The organism is Aequorivita sp. IT1282, from assembly GCF_058068205.1.
The window spans coordinates 176,841-193,888 of the sequence record NZ_JBYRHR010000006.1 but is presented as its reverse complement, the minus strand read 5'-3'; the positions used below and the strand labels follow the sequence as shown (position 1 = coordinate 193,888).

Sequence of the window (17,048 nt, the reverse complement as noted above, 5' to 3'; positions counted from 1 at the left end):
ACAACTAAAAGGCACAACCTAGGTCGTGCCTTTTTCAACTAACAACTCAAACAATCAAAAATTATAGCGTAGCACTCCAGCAAAGTTTCGTGGATCGGTTTGGTTTATATAGCTAGTTCTATATGCGTTGTAACCTATTTTATCGAACACATTATTCAGTAAAAATTGAACGCTCCAATTTTGATTGAATTTATATTCCGCTTGCAAATTCAACAAAGTATAGGCTTCTACATCAAACGGTTCTTGGCCTGGTACAATTCCTTCGTGTGTTACTGGTCCTGAAGACCAATCGTTAATTGGGCGCTCTCCAGTATAATATGCACCCGCTCCAACTGAAAGCCCTTCCAATGCATTATTTCTGAAAGAATAATTGGCGTATGCGTTAAATGTATGCTTTGGCGTATTTAAGGGGGCCGAACCGTATACGTAGGAGGTGTGTTCTTTGTATTGCGCATCGATATATGCGTAGCCCCCAATTAATTCTAGGTTTTCTAACGGACGTCCGGTAAGTTCTACTTCTATTCCTTGACGCTGGTCGTTACCACCTTGGGCATAGTAGAGAATATTTGTCCAAGTTTCGTCATAAACAGGAAGGTTTATGTTTTCATTATTTATTTTATAAAGCGTTAAATTGAATCGTAAACGGTCGTTGAGCCAAGTAGTTTTAAAACCAGTTTCCAATTGATCGTAGCGCTCATTGCCTAATTCTTCGCCATTTTGACCTAAACGGGAAGCTGAACGCGGGTAGGAACTGTTAGTGTACGAAACAAAAATATTTATATTTTTAATTGGTGAAACGATTATACCTCCCAACGGATTAAAGGCGTCGCTGCGCGTATTTTCGACATCTGCAATTGTTTCAGTTGAACTGTAACGCGCTCCCAAAAATGTTTTAAGCCAACCATTCCACGAAATAACATCCTGCGCCACAAAGCCCAAAGAATTTGTTTTTCCACCGTTTAAACTAGCTTCACCAAGTGTTACGTTTGGTAAGCGGTGTTCAATATTTTGAAATACATTTATAGTATCCAAAACACCAGCAGATTGGCTGGTAGTGCTATAATCTGATGAACGGTAATCGAATCCAACTTGGAAGGTGTGTTTAATCGAGCCTGTATAAACATCATCTCCAATTAAATCAAACTGTAGTACGCTATTGTTATCGTCACGCGTAGAAGTTGAATAACTGCGCTGGCGTACATTGTATAATGGAACATCGTTTTCAACAATAGTTTTACTTAGTCCTGCGCCTTTATCATTTAACTTTAAAGAAGAACTGTAGAAGGCACCTTTTAAAGTTAATTTATCGCTTAATTCGTGATCCATTCTAATGGCATAAGTGGTGTTTTGCGTTATGGAACGGTCATTCTCGAACCCTAAAAACTGCGAATGGGGAAGATCGTAAATTGCGTTTACATCATTTTCTGCCAAGTTTACCGTTCCCAAATCTGGGGTTCGGCTGTCGTAATAATGATCTAATTCGAGGGTTACTTTTGTCTTTTCATTTATTTTCCATTCAAAAGAAGGATTAAAGTAGAAACTTTCTTTTCCCACGAAATCTCTAAAACTATCGGCTCTTTCTAAAGCGCCGTTTATACGGAAAGCAATATTTTTTTCTTTATTCAGTGGGCCATAAACATCGAAAGTTGGTCTTACTTGTCCGAAGCTCCCACCGCGAATACTCACACTTCCGCCGGTAGTGTATTTGGGTGTTTTTGTAACAATATTTATAATTCCACCCGGGCTTCCTAAATCTGTTGCAACCCCTTGGGTTATTGAAGCCGTTCCTTTTAAAACTTGAATATTATCTACGCCTTGCATATCGGTTAGAATACCCACACCGCGAAAATCTGAATGTATTCTCACCCCATTTTTCAGAATAGGAATCCCTCTAAACCCTCGTGACGACATACTTTCACGTTTGTTTCCGTAAGTTGCAAAAGTGTAAACCCCGGGAACATTTTTAGTAGCTTCTGAAATGCTTAAGGCGCCTTGATCTTCAATTAATTTTTCAGAAAGTACAGAGATACTTTGAATTTGCTCATAGGTTTTTAACGGTAGGCGAGTAAGCGTTTCAATCTTATCTGGACGGTCGTTGCGGTTTCCGAAAACTTCAACTTGGTCCAGTTCATTGTCTAAACTAAGTTGAAATCGAAGTCCGCTTAAGGTAGTTTCATTCGGATTAATTATGATAGTGGCAGGTTTAAAACCTACGGCACTCGCCGTTAATTGCCACTGCCCATGAGGGATGTTGTAAATTGTAAAAGTTCCGTTTTCGTCTGCGGCTCCGCCTTTTTTAAGTTCGGAAATGTAAACACTTGCAAAAGGCACTGGATTATTGTCTATATCGTTTACTGTTCCAGTTATCTGAGCTACTTCTTGTGCAAAAGTTATTTGAACACAAAAGATGAAAAGTAGTGTTGGTATAAATTTCATTTTATATCTATTTTTATTTGGATTGATTTTAAATAAGGTGCAAATCTATTATGATTTTGTTAATTTTCAAAGACTATTTAGAATTGATTTAAATAAAAAATTATAAATGATTGAAATAAAAAGGAGTAGGTGGAGTTTATTTTTGAATTGCTTATATTTTCTTTACTAAATCCACCTGCTTTTAATGTATACTCGGTATTTTTGAGCAGCAAAAAGAGGACGGTAACCCTCATTTCAGATATATGACACAAATTCTTGAAAAATATATTCCACAGGCTTCGGTGACCTCGGCTTTTGACTTGATAAAAACTCATAATGTTCATCTAAAAATTGTAAATGAGCGTGTTACTCGACACGGCGACTACCGAAAAATGGCCAATGGGCAGCATCAAATTACCGTAAATGCATCGTTGAATAAATACCGATTTTTAATTACACTAGTTCACGAAATAGCGCATTTGGAAGCTTTCACAAAATATGGGCACACTATAAAACCGCACGGGTTGGAATGGAAGCGTACTTTTCAGTTATTAATGCTGCCGTATTTACGGCCAGAAGTTTTTCCAAATCAATTATTGCCTTTGTTGGCACGGCATTTTAAAAACCCGAAAGCTTCTAGTGACACAGACGCAGCATTGGCGCTTGCACTAAAGCAGTTTGACCCCGAGAACGATAAAAATTATATCTTTGAGATTCCTCATGGCGCGCATTTTAGATTGTACAATGGTAAAATCTTTAAACGCGGGAACCAGCGAGTGAAACGGTTTGAATGTGTAGAGGTTTCTACAGGTAGAATCTATCTTTTTAATCCGAATGCAGAAGTGGAATTCTTAAGTCAATAAGTAGATGAGTCGATGAGTTTATTAGTTGAAAGATTTGTAAAAATCGGACTAAAGACAAACGGTACTTAAGTAAAACAGGACGCAGGAAACTGCGATAAATTAATTAAAAGATACCTGCCTACGCAGGCATTCCTATGAACAAAAATTATTACGCAGTAATTATGGCCGGTGGAATTGGTTCTCGATTCTGGCCAATGAGCACCCAAGAATTTCCAAAGCAATTTCACGATATGTTGGGGACGGGGCAGACGTTGCTACAAAAAACGTTTTCACGGCTCAACAAAATTATTCCTTCAGAAAACATTCACATTCTTACTAACGACAAGTATCTGGATATTACGTTGGAACAACTTCCCGAAATTTCAGTCAAACAAGTGGTTTTAGAACCTGCGATGCGAAATACTGCGCCTTGTATTCTGCTTTCTGCATTAAAAATTAAAAAGGAAAATCCCAACGCATTAATGTTAGTGGCGCCCAGCGATCATTGGATTGAAGATGAAGACGCTTTTGCGAATGATATTCAAGCTTGTTTTGATGCTGCCCAACGTGAAGATATTTTGCTAACCTTAGGCATTGAGCCAACTTTTCCAAATACTGGTTACGGATATATTGAAAGTGATAAAAACGCGGCTTCCGAAATAAAACCGGTGAAGCAATTCCGCGAAAAACCTGATTATAACACTGCCAAAGAGTTTTTAGCTGCAGGCAATTTTCTTTGGAATGCTGGTATTTTCATTTGGAGCGTAAAGAGCATTGTTGCTTCTTTTGAAAATCATTTGGCTGAAATGAATTCTTTATTTTCAAAAGGGATGACTTCCTTAAATACTTCCGAAGAAAATAAATGGATTGAAAATAACTATCCCGAAGCAGAGAATATTTCGATTGATTATGGAATTTTGGAGAAGGCGAAAAATGTTTTCGTAAAAAAAGCGACTTTCGATTGGAACGATTTAGGCACTTGGGGTGCGCTTTACGATAGATTAGAAAAAGTTGAAGATCAAAATGCAGTTGTAAATGCTGAAACTCTTTTAAAGAATTCAAGCAATAATATGATTTTTACCGATTCGAAAAAACTTGTTGTTTTAGACGGCATTGAAGACTATATTGTAGTGGATAAAGAAGACGTTCTTTTGTTGTTTCCGAAGAAAAAGGAGCAGGAAATTAAGGAACTTCTGAAGGAGGTTTCAACAAAATTCGGCAAAAAATATTTGTAATGGCTACAACGGAAAATAATAAGGATATTAAAATAACTCCGAATGATGAGGAATTTGAAGCTGTAAAACTAAATACGTGGCAGAGCATCAAAAAATTCCTAATAGAGCTTTTTGATATTAGATCAGATTCAGACCGAGATGCTACTATTGAAGCTGTAAAGAAAGATATTTCTTTTAAGGGGCATACGGCGTGGATTCTTATTTTTTCAATCTTTGTGGCATCTATTGGACTTAATGTAAGTAGTGCAGCTGTGGTTATTGGAGCGATGCTTATCTCGCCATTAATGGGGCCAATCGTGGGTATTGGACTTTCCGTAGCAATTAATGATGTAGACACATTAAAACGCTCGCTTATTAATCTGGGAGTGATGGTGTTTTTAAGTGTTCTTACTGCTTTTCTATACTTTAAACTTTCACCTTTAACCGAAGAAACCCCGGAGCTTCTGGCCAGAACCTATCCTACTATTTTGGATGTGCTTATTGCAATTTTTGGTGGTTTGGGATTAATTGTCGCAAAAACAAAAAGTGGAACCATTGCTAGTGTAATATTCGGTGTGGCTATTGCTACCGCCTTAATGCCGCCACTTTGTACCGTGGGCTACGGTTTGGCTGTCGGTAATGCTTCGTATGCTGGAGGGGCTCTTTATTTGTTTTCTATCAACGCGGTATTTATTGCGCTTTCCACATTTATAGTTTCAAAAATATTACGATTTCCATTAGTGCGTTACGCCAATAGCAAGCGTAGAAGACGAACCGCACAAGTAGCATCGTTGATTGCTATTGCTGTAATGGTGCCTAGTGTTTGGTTGTTTCTTAAATTATTAGATCAGCAGGTTTTCGAAAATAAAACGAAAGATTTCGTAAAGAATGTAATTAATTATGAAGGTGCCGAAGTAGTAAAATTTACGCAAGATTATAAGTCGAAAAATATTGATGTGTATTTAATCGGACTTCCGGTGCCACAGAATAAAATTAATGATTGGTTGAAAGAATTGGAAGCAACCGAAAATTTAGAAGGAACTCAGTTGCGTATTTATCAGGGTGCCGATCAAAGTGGAGAAATGGCAGCGAAGCTTTCTGGTGAAATAAAGGCTGGAATTTTGGAAGATTTATATGTGAAGAATGAGCAAATTATTCAAAATAAGGATGAAAAAATTCGGTTTTTGGAAAACGAAGTAGCAAATTTAAAGGTTCAAAATGTACCTTTTAAACAGTTAAGCGAAGAGATTAAAATTAACTACGACAATATTGAAACTTTTAGCTATTCAAATAAAATAACCACGAATTTTAAAACTACAGATACGCTTCCTGTAATTAATGTGCGGTGGAAAAAGAACGTGCCTTCTAAGGAACGAAAAGCAGATTTAAAAAAGATTGAAGCTTGGTTGAAATATAAAATGAAGCTCGATACGCTTCAGGTTTCAGAATATCCTTAATACAGATTAGCCCTGTTTTAACTGTACTAAACGTATCTTTTTAAAGAGGTCTGAAGAATACACAAAACTGGTTACATCTTCGTTATCGGTTTTAAAAATCTCGTCGTTATCGCCTTGCCACACAAGTTTGCCTTGTTTCAGTAAAACCACTTTCTCACCAATTTCCATTACAGAGTTCATATCGTGTGTAACCACGACGGTTGTAATATCGTATTCGTGCGTAATTTCTTGAATAAGTGTATCTATTAATGTAGCCGTTTTAGGATCGAGACCAGAATTAGGTTCATCACAAAAAAGGAATTTTGGTTTATTCACAATTGCACGTGCAATAGAAACTCGCTTCTGCATTCCCCCAGATATTTCTGCCGGAAATTTTTTATTTACATTTTCAAGGTTAACGCGTTTTAGAACTTCGTTCACCCTATCCAGCATATCAGACTTTTTCTGTTTTGTGAACATACGCAACGGAAACATTACATTCTCTTCAATATTCATAGAATCGAATAGTGCGCCACCCTGAAAAAGCATTCCTATTTCTTCACGTAGCTTGCGTTGCTGCTCGTCATCCATATCTTGAATGGCATCCTCGTCGTAATAAATACGACCTTGCTCGGGCTTAAAAAGGCCTATTAGACATTTAAGCAAAACAGTTTTTCCACTACCACTCTGGCCTATAATGAGGTTGGTTTTTCCTTTATCAAATTCCGTGGTTATTCCTTTCAGAATTTCTTCATCCCCAAAACTTTTATGTACGTTTTCTACTTTTATCATGAGCTTAAAAGGAGTTGGGTTATTATATAGTTAGATGCAATAATTAGAACACTTGTCCACACGAATGAATTGGTGCTTGCCTTACCCACTTCTAATGCGCCACCTTTCATATTAAAGCCTTGCCAAGAAGGTACGGTTGCAAGAATAAATGCAAATACAAAGGTCTTAAAAAAGGCGTAAAACAGTTGATACGGTATAAAATCTTGCTGAACGCCTTCAATAAATGCAGCAGAGCTTGTAAAACCTCCATAAACACCAGCCACCCAACCGCCAAAAACACCGAGAAACATGGAAAGAATGATAACAAAGGGGTAAAACATTAAAGCTACTATTTTTGGGAAAACTAGGTAGTTTAGACTATTAATTCCCATTACTTCCAGCGCGTCAATTTGTTCTGTAACTCGCATAGAGCCTATGCTGGAGGTAATAAATGAACCAACTTTTCCGGCCATAATTATGGAAATGAAAGTAGGAGCAAATTCTAAAATAACAGACTGTCGTGTTGCAAAACCAATCAAACTATCTGGAATGATAGGATTATCCATGTTTAAAGCTGTCTGAATTGCCACAACCCCGCCTACAAAAAAGGAAATAAAGGCAACAATCCCTAAGGAACTAATGATAAGATCATTGATTTCCTTAAAAATAAGGTGCTTTAAAACAGATGTTTTAGTGAAACCACTAAACACCTTTTTAAGCATCAAAAAATAAGATCCAATATCTTGTATATATTTCATATAACCGCTAGCTATGGCTAAAATACTAAAATTAGAGCACTGATAATTGAAAAAGCTTTTTTTGGCTTTTATTTATCAAAAAGGCGCATCATTTTGTAATACACTTCAATGCTCTCAAAAATTCCATTGAATACGGAAGCGCCCGGACCCTCAGCAAAAACGGGCACCATCGTTCCTGAATGACCAGTGGTAGAAAAGGAAGGTTTTATTTTGTTGTAATCACTACCATCAGATGCCAGCGTGAAACCGCCAGTTTCATGGTCTGCGGTTACAATTACAAGTGTTTCTCCATTTTCTTTAGCGAAGTCCAAAGCAACGCCTAAGGTTTTGTCAAAATCCAATAATTCTTGGATTAAATAATCGGCATCGTTGTTATGTCCGCCCCAATCTATCTGGCTTCCTTCTACCATTAAGAAAAAACCATTTTCGTTTTTGGAGAGTTTTTCCAAAGCTAATTTTGTTGCCATTGGAAGAAAATCGCCACGGCCTTCACTCATTTTCGGCATTGCATCTTCAGCAAGTAAAATAAGTTCGTTTTTCTCGCTTGGCGTTTTTGGAAGTTGGTCTGTAATAACTTCATAACCGTTAGCTCGCATTGTAGCTAATAAGTCTTTTCCGTCTTTTCTGTTGTTGAAGTATTTTAACCCACCGCCAGCGAAAAAATTAACGCCAGAATTTGGCGCGAATTCGGTGATTTCCTCATACATTCTTCGGCTTTTTACGTGCGAATAAAAACTTGCCGGCGTGGCGTGCTGAATGGAAGAAGTTGAAATTATCCCCGTAGCAAAGCCTCGTTTTGATAGTTGTTCAACAATTGTTGGTACTTGTATTGTGTCTTTGTCAACTCCAATTGCTCCGTTAAACGTTTTAATGCCAGTTGAAAAAACAGTGGCTCCAGCTGCAGAATCTGTAACCAAAGCGCTGGCAGAAGATGTTTTGCTTAGTCCGATAGTACTAAAACGCTCAAAATTTGGTTTACCATCTTTGTAGTAAATAGCTGTAGAAACTTGGCTCAATCCCATGCCATCTCCAATTAAAAGTATGATGTTTTTAGGTTTTTTTACTTCCGAAGAAATTGTAGTAACCGTATTGTCTTTTACTTGAACAGAAACACAAGAAGTTGAAAGTAGCGCAAAAGAAAGGAGAATTGAGAGGATAGAAAGTTTGAATTTCATTGATAAAATTTTGCGAGCAAAAATAACGAATTAAACTGCGATTAAATGTTAAGGAGATGTTGTTGTAACTAAAAGTTTCAGGTTTCAAGATTGAAAATTGCGGACTTAATTTTCCTTCGTGAATCTCAGTGCTTTGTGCAATAACCCCACGAATCTAAGGCTGAAAAAATTATGATTGAATACCGAATTTCTTTCGAATATTTCTCCAGCGCAGTTTTCTAATAAACTCGCCTTCTTTTTCTGAAACAATAAAACCCCTATTTCCTTTGTCTTTTTTAGCTTTTTGATACCCTTTCATATAATCTACAAAAAACTGAAAACTATTTTTTTTGGCAGCGAGTTTTGCTGAAGCGATAAAAGTGAGCCAAAACCCGTAGCGCATTTTATAAAATGCTTCGCCTTGTTTGTATTTGGAGGCTTTTGTGTAAACCTTGCCCGTAGGTTTTAGATGTTTTACGTGAAGTGAAGTATCAGTTTTTACATCCCAGCCGTGATATTTAGCGAGAAGCTCGTCTACGGTATCCCAACCAATTGATTTTTTGAGACCGCCAATTTCTTCAAAACATTGTTTCCGGTATAATTTTATTGGGCCACGGACTTTTGTTTTTTCTGAGATGGCTTCAAACTCCCAGCCGTTCTCTCTTTCAATATAAAGGTTGCCGCCGGCAATGCCTACTTTATCATCGGAAGTGAATAAAGCTAACACTTTTTCAAAATAATCTACCGGTAAAATAAGATCTGCATCAAATTTGCCAATGAGGTCAAAATTGGCGTCAAGAGTTTCAAAACCTTTGTAGAAAGCGTTGACTACTTTACCTCCGGGTTCGTGAAGCGCTTCAGAATTAAGAAAAACGCTTTCAATAAAAGAATATTTTTCTGAAAATTGATTAATGACATTTTGAGTACCATCCATTGAAGCGTCGTTTACCACGATTACTTTATTTGGAAGAAGAGTTTGCTCAACAATGGACTGGAGTAATGTTCCAATAAATGCTTCTTCATTATGGGCAGGTATGATAATATAAATCTTCATTTAGTAAAAATATTATATATTTATTGATATTGTATAAATTTAAAATTTCTGTTATGCACAAAATATTATTTTTTTTGGCGCTTATCCTGTTTAATTCAATCAACGCACAGGTTTATGATGTTGTTATTTATGAAAAAATTGGATTTGAAATTGGAGGTTTTACGGGTAGTTTAGATATAGAGGATTGGTTTGGGTATTCTGTTGAAGGAATTGGTGATTTAAATGGTGACGGAATCAATGATGTGGCTATATCTGCGATTAAGGATGATGATGGCGGATTTAATCATGGAGCTGTTTATATTCTTTTCCTAAATATTGAAGGTTCTGTAAATACTTATCAAAAAATTAGTGGTGTAGAAGGTGGTTTTGAGGGGCAGTTAGATGAATGGGATATTTTCGGAACCTCTATATCATATTTAGGAGATATAAATAATGATGGATTAATAGAAATAGGTGTCGGTGCAGAATATGATGGAGATGGGGGTTATTGGCATGGAGCTGCTTGGATTCTATCCTTAAATAATGATGGAACTGTAAATTCTCACGTTAAAATTAGTGATACTGAAGGTGGATTTAACGCGCCACTAGGTGATGAGGATGTGTTTGGGACGGATATTGAAGCTATTGGAGATTTAGATGGCGATGGAATTCAGGATATCGCGGTTTCGGCTAGAAGAGATCCTGACGGTGGGTCGGATAGGGGTGCAGTTTATATCCTCTTTCTTAATGCTAATTTAACGGTAAAAAATTATCAAAAAATAAGTGATACGCAAGGTGGTTTAAATGGCGCCTTAGAAGAGGGTGATTATTTTGGGGGATCAATTGCGAATATTGGAGACATTAATGGCGATGGAATTATTGATTTGGCCGTGGGTGCTTATCGTGATAATGACGGAGGCTATAGTAGAGGTGCGGTTTATATCTTGTTTATGAATACAGACGGCACGGTCAATAACTTGCAAAAAATTAGCGATACTGATGGAGATTTTGATACTGAATTCAATGACGAAATGTTTTTTGGAAAGTCAATTGATTTGATGGGAGATTTAAATGGTGATGAACTGACTGAAATAGTCGTTGGCGCAAGAGGTTATCGTGAGAACGGGGCGCTTAATTTTGGAGCTTTTTATATTCTTAATCTGAATTTTGACGGTACTGTAAATAGCTATGTGAAGTATACGGAAGGGCTTCAGCATTTTGATGGTGATATTGAGGAAGGAGATTCATTTGGTTTTAGCGTAAGTAATGTTGGGAGGCTTTCAGAACAAAGCAGCATAGCTGTGGGTGCCTATTCTGATAATGAAGGAGGTTCTGAAAAGGGAAGCGCTTGGATTTTACAGCTTGGAGCTATTCTGTCTATTGAAGAAATAGATAATAAATTAAACAACTTTTTTCTTTACCCTAATCCATTTAAAAACTCCTTTAGTCTTAACAGTTTAGCTGATGTTACCCATATTCAAATATTTGATATAAACGGAAGATTGGTTGTTACTTATGATAATTTGAGTAATAACCTTTTTAATGTCTCTTATCTGCCAATTGGTAATTATGTGGTAAGAATTTCTTTAGAAAACGGAAATTCAAAAAGTTTTAAACTAATAAAACAATAGTTACAATTTCTCAGCGTAAACCAAATAATATCTGGGTGTAAATCTGCGTAGAATTGGGCGAATTCCTAATTTGTTTACGGGATTGGTGAATTTTTCACTTTTCACAATTCGCCAGCCAGCTTTTTCGAGCAACCAATCAAATTGCCAATCTTCAAATTCGTGATAGTGGCGATCCCACTTATCTGTTTTACTTCTGTAGGCATTAGTAAACCACAGTTTTAGCGGAATAGAAGCGACCAATTTTTTTGCTTCAATATCCTTCAAAACATTGAAAGGAGAAACTAAATGTTCAAAAATTTCAAAGGCAGTTACTACTTCGTAATCATTTGTTTTAACAACTTCGGTTTCAAGATCAAGATCTTGTCCTTTAGTATTTGTAACGTTAAAACCTTCTTTTAAAAGTATTTCAGAAAACGGATTAGTAACCCCTAAATCCAAGATTTTTTCATCTTTGGAAATAACGTCGTTCAGAAAATTTAGGGTGTGATTGTATCGCTTCTTCGGAAATCTATCTTCGTACATTTTCTTTAATTCAGAATTCAGAATTCATAATTCTGGATTATTTCAAACTTTATAAACGATGGCATTAATATTCATTCCTGCGCCTACACTTGCAAAAATAACAACGTCGCCTTTTTGGATTGAATGGCCTTTTAACTCACCGTTTAATACCAGATCGTAAAGAGTTGGTACCGTAGCTACACTGCTATTACCAAGTTTATTTATGCTCATAGGCATAATTTTATCGGGTGCAGTTTTACCGTATAGTTTATAAAAACGGTTAACGATAGCCTCGTCCATTTTTTCGTTGGCTTGGTGGATAAAGATTTTTTTCACTTCATCTATTCCCAAACCACTTTTTTCAAGGCATGTTTTCATTGCATCGGGCACGTGGCTTAGAGCGAATTCATAAATCTTACGGCCATACATTTTTATGTATCGGCGATTGTCTTTTTTCTCTAGATTGTTGCTTTCGCCAAAATATATAAAATGAGCTTCGTCAAACGCATAAGTTGCGCTTACGTGAGAAAGAATACCTCCTTCTTCTTCGGAAGCTTCCACAATCGCAGCACCTGCACCGTCGCTATATATCATAGAATCACGATCGTGTGGATCTACCACGCGAGAAAGTGCTTCGGCGCCAATTACCAAGCATCTTTTAGCGATACCTGATTTTATAAAGGCGTTGGCTTGTATCATGCTTTCTATCCAACCAGGACATCCAAAAAGCATGTCGTAACCTACACAACTTGGGTTTTTAATTTGAAGTTTATGTTTTACACGAGTTGCAATGCTGGGTACCGTATCGCTCTGTACAGAACCGTGTTTTACATCGCCATAGTTGTGAGCAACTATTATATAATCTAATTCTTCTTTGTTGACACCTGCACTTTTGATTGCATTTTCTGCTGCAAAAGCTGCAATGTCTGAAGTATTTAGATTATTAGGTAGGTACCTACGTTCGGCTATACCCGTTATAGCTTTGAACTTTTCAATGATAGTTTCATTTTCTTGACCAAAGCGAGTGCCGTCATCATTGTAAAAATGATGCTTCCCGAAATGTTCATTCTTCGCAATTTCGCTCGGAATATAACTTCCTATGCCTGTTATCTTGACATTCATATTGTTGAAAAGTTTGGTTAAAAGTACGGAAAATTCGGTAATCAGTGTTCAGTGTTCAGAAATCAGTACTTAATTGTGCTTTATACTGACTTCTGAATACTGTGTTTTGAACACTTATTTTTAAGCTTCCATATATGCTTCAATCGGTGCGCAAGTGCAAACTAAATTTCTATCACCAAAAGCGTCATCTACGCGACGTATGGTTGGCCAAAATTTATTTTCAGTAACATATTCCAGCGGAAATGCTGCGTCTTGTCTGCTATACGGAAATTTCCAATCATCTGTTGTAAGCATTTGCAAAGTGTGAGGCGAATTCTTCAAAACGTTGTTTGGTTCGTCTTTATCTGCAGCTTCAATTTCTTTTCTAATGGAAATCATTGCGTCACAAAATTGATCTAAAGCCATTTTGCTTTCGCTTTCTGTAGGCTCAATCATCAAAGTTCCAGCGATAGGGAAAGAAACCGTTGGGGAGTGAAAACCATAATCCATTAAACGTTTTGCAATGTCTGTAACTTCAATTCCTTTTGCTTTAAACGGGCGGCAATCCACAATCATTTCGTGAGCAGCACGACCGCGTTCTCCAGCATAAAGAACTTCATAATGACCGTTAAGTCTTTCTTTAATATAGTTGGCATTTAATATTGCGTGTTGCGTAGCTTTCTTTAAACCATTTACACCAAGCATGCAGATATATGCATAGCTAATCAAGCAAACCAATGAGCTTCCATAAGGCGCTGCAGAAATTGCTGAAATAGCTTTTTCTCCTCCAGTTTTTATTACTGGGTTTGAAGGTAAAAAAGGAACTAACTGCTCTGCAACACAAATAGGGCCTACACCTGGACCACCACCACCGTGAGGTATGGCAAATGTTTTGTGAAGGTTTAAGTGGCATACGTCTGCTCCAATAGCGCCAGGATGTGTTAATCCAACCTGTGCGTTCATGTTTGCACCATCCATATAAACTTGTCCGCCGTTTTCGTGAATAATACTTGTTATTTCGCGAATTGCAGACTCATATACCCCGTGAGTTGAAGGATAGGTAACCATCAAACAGGCAAGGTTGTCTTTGTGTTTTATCGCTTTTTCGCGAAGATCGTCAACATCAATATTGCCTTCCTCGTTGGCTTTTGTAACTACCACTTTCATTCCGGCCATTACAGCACTTGCAGGGTTTGTTCCGTGAGCTGAAGATGGAATCAAGCAAATTTTTCTATGATTGTCACCGCGAGATTCGTGATAAGCGCGAATAACCATCAAACCAGCAAATTCACCTTGTGCACCACTATTTGGTTGCAAAGAGGTGCCAGCGAAACCTGTAATTTCAGTAAGTTGTTTTTCTAGTTTCTTTAAAACTATTTGGTATCCTTCAGCTTGTTCTATTGGAACGAATGGGTGCATATTTCCCCACATCGGGTCGCTTAAAGGAAGCATTTCTGCAGCAGCATTCAATTTCATAGTACAAGAACCTAAAGAAATCATAGAGTGGTTCAATGAAAGATCTTTGCGCTCCAGTTTTTTGATGTAGCGCATCATATCGGTTTCACTATGGTACTTATTGAAAACCTCCTGTTGTAAAAATTCTGTTTTACGAGCAATTTCTTCTGGAATTTTATTGCCAGTTTCTAACTCAGTAATTTTTTGAAAATCTCCTTTATTAGCTTCTGAAAAGATTGCGACTATTTTATTGAGATCTTTTATAGTAGTAGTTTCATTTATAGAAATTGAAACTGTTTCGTCATCTGGATAGTAGAAGTTTACTTCCTTGGCTTCAGCCAAAAACTTAATTTTGGTAGCATCTGTTTTTATGGCGATAGTATCAAAATAGGTATCGTTTATTTGCTCGAAACCTAATTTTTCCAAAGCATTTGCAAGAGTTAAGGCTCCTGTATGTACTTTGTTTGCAATATATTTTAGGCCTTCTGGCCCGTGATAAACAGCGTACATTCCAGCCATAACAGCCAACAAAACCTGTGCAGTACAAATGTTTGAAGTTGCTTTATCGCGCTTTATGTGTTGCTCACGAGTTTGAAGCGCCATACGTAACGCTCTATTTCCGTCAGTATCCTTGGTTATACCAATGATTCTTCCTGGAATACTTCTTTTATATTCATCTTTTGTGGCGAAGAAAGCCGCGTGCGGACCTCCATAACCTAAAGGAATACCAAAACGTTGGGTGGTTCCTACAACTACATCTACACCAAAATGACCTGGAGACTCAAGCATTACAAGGCTCAAAATATCTGCAGCAACGGCAACTTTAATTTGGTTGTCGTTCGCTTTTTCAATGAAGCTTTTATAGTTATAAACTTTTCCGGTCTTACTTGGATATTGAAGTAAAGCACCGAAAAATCCTTCTGAAAAGTCAAAATCTTCGTGATTGCCAATTACCAATTCAATATCTAAAGGCTCCGCACGAGTGTGCAATAAAGAAAGGGTTTGAGGAAGTATTTCTTCAGAAACGAAGAATTTTAAAGCATTGTTCTTTTTCTTTTCCTTGTCGCGTACGTTTAGCAGCAACGCCATTGCTTCCGCAGCTGCAGTAGATTCGTCTAAAAGGGAAGCATTTGCAAGTTCCATTCCAGTTAAATCGCTAATTACGGTTTGGAAATTTAATAAAGCTTCTAGCCTTCCTTGCGCAATTTCTGCCTGATACGGGGTGTAAGCCGTGTACCATCCTGGGTTTTCAAGAACGTTTCTTTGAATTACGGGAGGTGTATTGGATTGGTGATAGCCCAAACCAATATATGTTTTAAAAATTTTATTTTTTGTAGAGAGCTCGGTGATGTGCTCTAAATACTCTTGTTCGCTCATCGCCGTGTCCAAGTTTAATGCTTTTTTCAGCAAAATATCATCTGGAACGGTTTCGAAAATAAGTTGATCTAGCGAGCTTACACCAATGGTTGAAAGCATTTCGGGAAGATCATTTTCCCGGGGTCCTATATGTCTTAAAGCAAAAGAATCTGTATTCATTAAAGTGCGATTGAAATTTAGCTGGCAAAATTACAATTTTTAACGTGAAATAGCTTCTTTTTTAAAGGTTTGAAATCTATATTTATCAACTAATTAGTGAGGTTGCTAACACATTGCTTAATTTTAATATTATGAAATTTCTAAAGGGTGTTTTTGCATTTTACATAAACAGCAGTATACACGTTGCCTTGGCTGTTGTATCGCTTCTAATAATAACTGTTTTAGAATTTAAATTGAAATTTTCAAGCCACTTAATTGGCTTTGTTTTTTTGGCTTCTTTAACTGGATATAATTTTGTGAAATACGCCAAGGTAGCTGGCTTGCACCACCGAACTTTGACAAATTCCTTAAAAACAATTCAGGTATTTTCCGCAGTGTGTTTTGTTTTGCTAGTGTACTTTGCGTATCAGCTTCCCATAAAAGTATTGCTGATAACGGTTTGTTTTGGAATGGCGACCTTCTTATACGCTGTTCCGTTTGTAAGAAGTAAAAACCTTAGAAATTTTTCGGGTTTAAAAATTTTCATTGTGGCTTTTGTCTGGGCGGGTGTGACCGTAATTTTGCCCTTTGTAGCATCCGAAGTGCCAATTTCGGCAGATGTGTTTTTAACTTTTATGCAGCGAATTCTAATAGTAGTGGCGCTTATTTTACCTTTTGAAATACGCGATGTACCTTATGATGGGTTAAACCTTAAAACCTTGCCGCAGCAGTTTGGCGTGAGAAACACAAAATTATTGGGACAATTTATTTTGCTTTTCTGCCTAGTTTTCGAATTTTTTAAGGCGTATTCAGAAGTGGCTTACCTTATAAGTCTTCTAATTTTTTGCGTGATTTTAGGATGGTTATTGGTAATATCAAAAACGATGCAGAATCGTTATTTCGCCTCTTTTTGGATAGAGGGATTACCTATATTGTGGTTGGTTATTTTTCTGCTTTTTGAGCAATTTTAAGAGTGTTGCTCCTTAATAATTTTCTCTTTTATTTGTGTTTTTAAAAGCTGTTTGCTTTCTGGGCAAAGCGTCTTTAAATTCGCCGATTGTATTGTATCGGTGAGTTTTTTATTATTCTTTGAATAGCCACGGCATCTTTTACATATAAAAATATGCATCATTAGCATTAGTTTAGCAATTGGCCCAGCTTCATTATACTGAGATTTATCGCACACTTCTGCGGCTTCGTTACATTTTAAAAAAAACTTCAT

General features: G+C 37.0%; 14 protein-coding genes. 5 read left to right on the top strand and 9 right to left on the bottom strand.

Annotated elements, in window-relative coordinates:
• Positions 1 to 54: 54 nt before the first annotated feature.
• Positions 55 to 2,436, bottom strand: a complete 2,382-nt coding sequence (locus tag AC3RVG_RS14200) for a TonB-dependent siderophore receptor (RefSeq protein ID WP_489692132.1) — start codon at positions 2,434 to 2,436, stop codon at positions 55 to 57.
• Positions 2,437 to 2,678: 242 nt separating this feature from the next.
• Here AC3RVG_RS14200 and AC3RVG_RS14195 point away from each other — a divergent pair, with 242 nt between their 5' ends.
• From AC3RVG_RS14195 to AC3RVG_RS14185, 3 genes are all read left to right on the top strand, one after another.
• Positions 2,679 to 3,278, top strand: a complete 600-nt coding sequence (locus tag AC3RVG_RS14195; protein ID WP_489692131.1) for a SprT-like domain-containing protein — start codon at positions 2,679 to 2,681, stop codon at positions 3,276 to 3,278.
• 134 nt (positions 3,279 to 3,412) lie between these two features.
• Positions 3,413 to 4,492, top strand: a complete 1,080-nt coding sequence (locus AC3RVG_RS14190; RefSeq protein ID WP_489692130.1) for a mannose-1-phosphate guanylyltransferase — start codon at positions 3,413 to 3,415, stop codon at positions 4,490 to 4,492.
• Entirely contained in the window at positions 4,492 to 5,928 is a 1,437-nt protein-coding gene (locus AC3RVG_RS14185) for a DUF389 domain-containing protein (protein WP_489692129.1), read from the top strand. The genes AC3RVG_RS14190 and AC3RVG_RS14185 overlap by 1 nt, the downstream gene beginning before the upstream one ends.
• Before the next feature lie 6 nt (positions 5,929 to 5,934).
• Here the strand turns inward: AC3RVG_RS14185 and AC3RVG_RS14180 are convergent, their stop codons facing one another.
• The 4 genes from AC3RVG_RS14180 to AC3RVG_RS14165 form a co-directional block, all read right to left on the bottom strand.
• Positions 5,935 to 6,699: an ABC transporter ATP-binding protein gene (locus AC3RVG_RS14180; RefSeq protein WP_489692128.1), complete on the bottom strand. Its 765-nt coding sequence runs from the start codon at positions 6,697 to 6,699 to the stop codon at positions 5,935 to 5,937.
• Positions 6,696 to 7,436, bottom strand: coding sequence for an MlaE family ABC transporter permease (locus AC3RVG_RS14175; RefSeq protein ID WP_489692127.1), 741 nt, complete (start codon positions 7,434 to 7,436; stop codon positions 6,696 to 6,698). The genes AC3RVG_RS14180 and AC3RVG_RS14175 overlap by 4 nt, the downstream gene beginning before the upstream one ends.
• A 68-nt stretch (positions 7,437 to 7,504) precedes the next feature.
• On the bottom strand, positions 7,505 to 8,611 hold the full coding sequence (locus tag AC3RVG_RS14170; RefSeq protein WP_489692126.1) for an alkaline phosphatase: 1,107 nt from the start codon (positions 8,609 to 8,611) through the stop codon (positions 7,505 to 7,507).
• Positions 8,612 to 8,780: 169 nt separating this feature from the next.
• A complete protein-coding gene (locus AC3RVG_RS14165; RefSeq protein WP_489692125.1) occupies positions 8,781 to 9,644 on the bottom strand; it encodes a glycosyltransferase family 2 protein in 864 nt (287 codons plus the stop codon).
• A gap of 53 nt (positions 9,645 to 9,697) precedes the next feature.
• On the opposite strand from AC3RVG_RS14165, the gene AC3RVG_RS14160 reads away from it, so the two are divergent.
• Complete coding sequence (locus AC3RVG_RS14160; RefSeq protein WP_489692124.1) at positions 9,698 to 11,254, top strand: T9SS type A sorting domain-containing protein; 1,557 nt, start codon at positions 9,698 to 9,700, stop codon at positions 11,252 to 11,254.
• Here the strand turns inward: AC3RVG_RS14160 and AC3RVG_RS14155 are convergent, their stop codons facing one another.
• The 3 genes from AC3RVG_RS14155 to gcvP all read right to left on the bottom strand — a co-directional run bounded on the left by AC3RVG_RS14155 (position 11,255) and on the right by gcvP (position 15,847).
• Entirely contained in the window at positions 11,255 to 11,776 is a 522-nt protein-coding gene (locus AC3RVG_RS14155; protein ID WP_489692123.1) for a class I SAM-dependent methyltransferase, read from the bottom strand.
• Positions 11,777 to 11,818: 42 nt separating this feature from the next.
• The gene (locus AC3RVG_RS14150; protein WP_489692122.1) at positions 11,819 to 12,877 is read right to left on the bottom strand and encodes a 3-oxoacyl-ACP synthase III family protein; all 1,059 of its coding nucleotides are present in this window, start codon (positions 12,875 to 12,877) and stop codon (positions 11,819 to 11,821) included.
• Between the two features lie 120 nt (positions 12,878 to 12,997).
• On the bottom strand, positions 12,998 to 15,847 hold the full coding sequence (gcvP, locus tag AC3RVG_RS14145; RefSeq protein ID WP_489692121.1) for an aminomethyl-transferring glycine dehydrogenase: 2,850 nt from the start codon (positions 15,845 to 15,847) through the stop codon (positions 12,998 to 13,000).
• 131 nt (positions 15,848 to 15,978) lie between these two features.
• Between gcvP and AC3RVG_RS14140 the strand changes: the two genes are divergently transcribed.
• Positions 15,979 to 16,797: a UbiA prenyltransferase family protein gene (locus AC3RVG_RS14140; RefSeq protein WP_489692120.1), complete on the top strand. Its 819-nt coding sequence runs from the start codon at positions 15,979 to 15,981 to the stop codon at positions 16,795 to 16,797.
• Here the strand turns inward: AC3RVG_RS14140 and AC3RVG_RS14135 are convergent.
• Positions 16,794 to 17,048 (bottom strand): hypothetical protein, encoded by a 255-nt coding sequence (locus AC3RVG_RS14135; RefSeq protein ID WP_489692119.1) that lies wholly within the window; start codon positions 17,046 to 17,048, stop codon positions 16,794 to 16,796. The two genes, AC3RVG_RS14140 and AC3RVG_RS14135, sit on opposite strands and share 4 nt — an antisense overlap.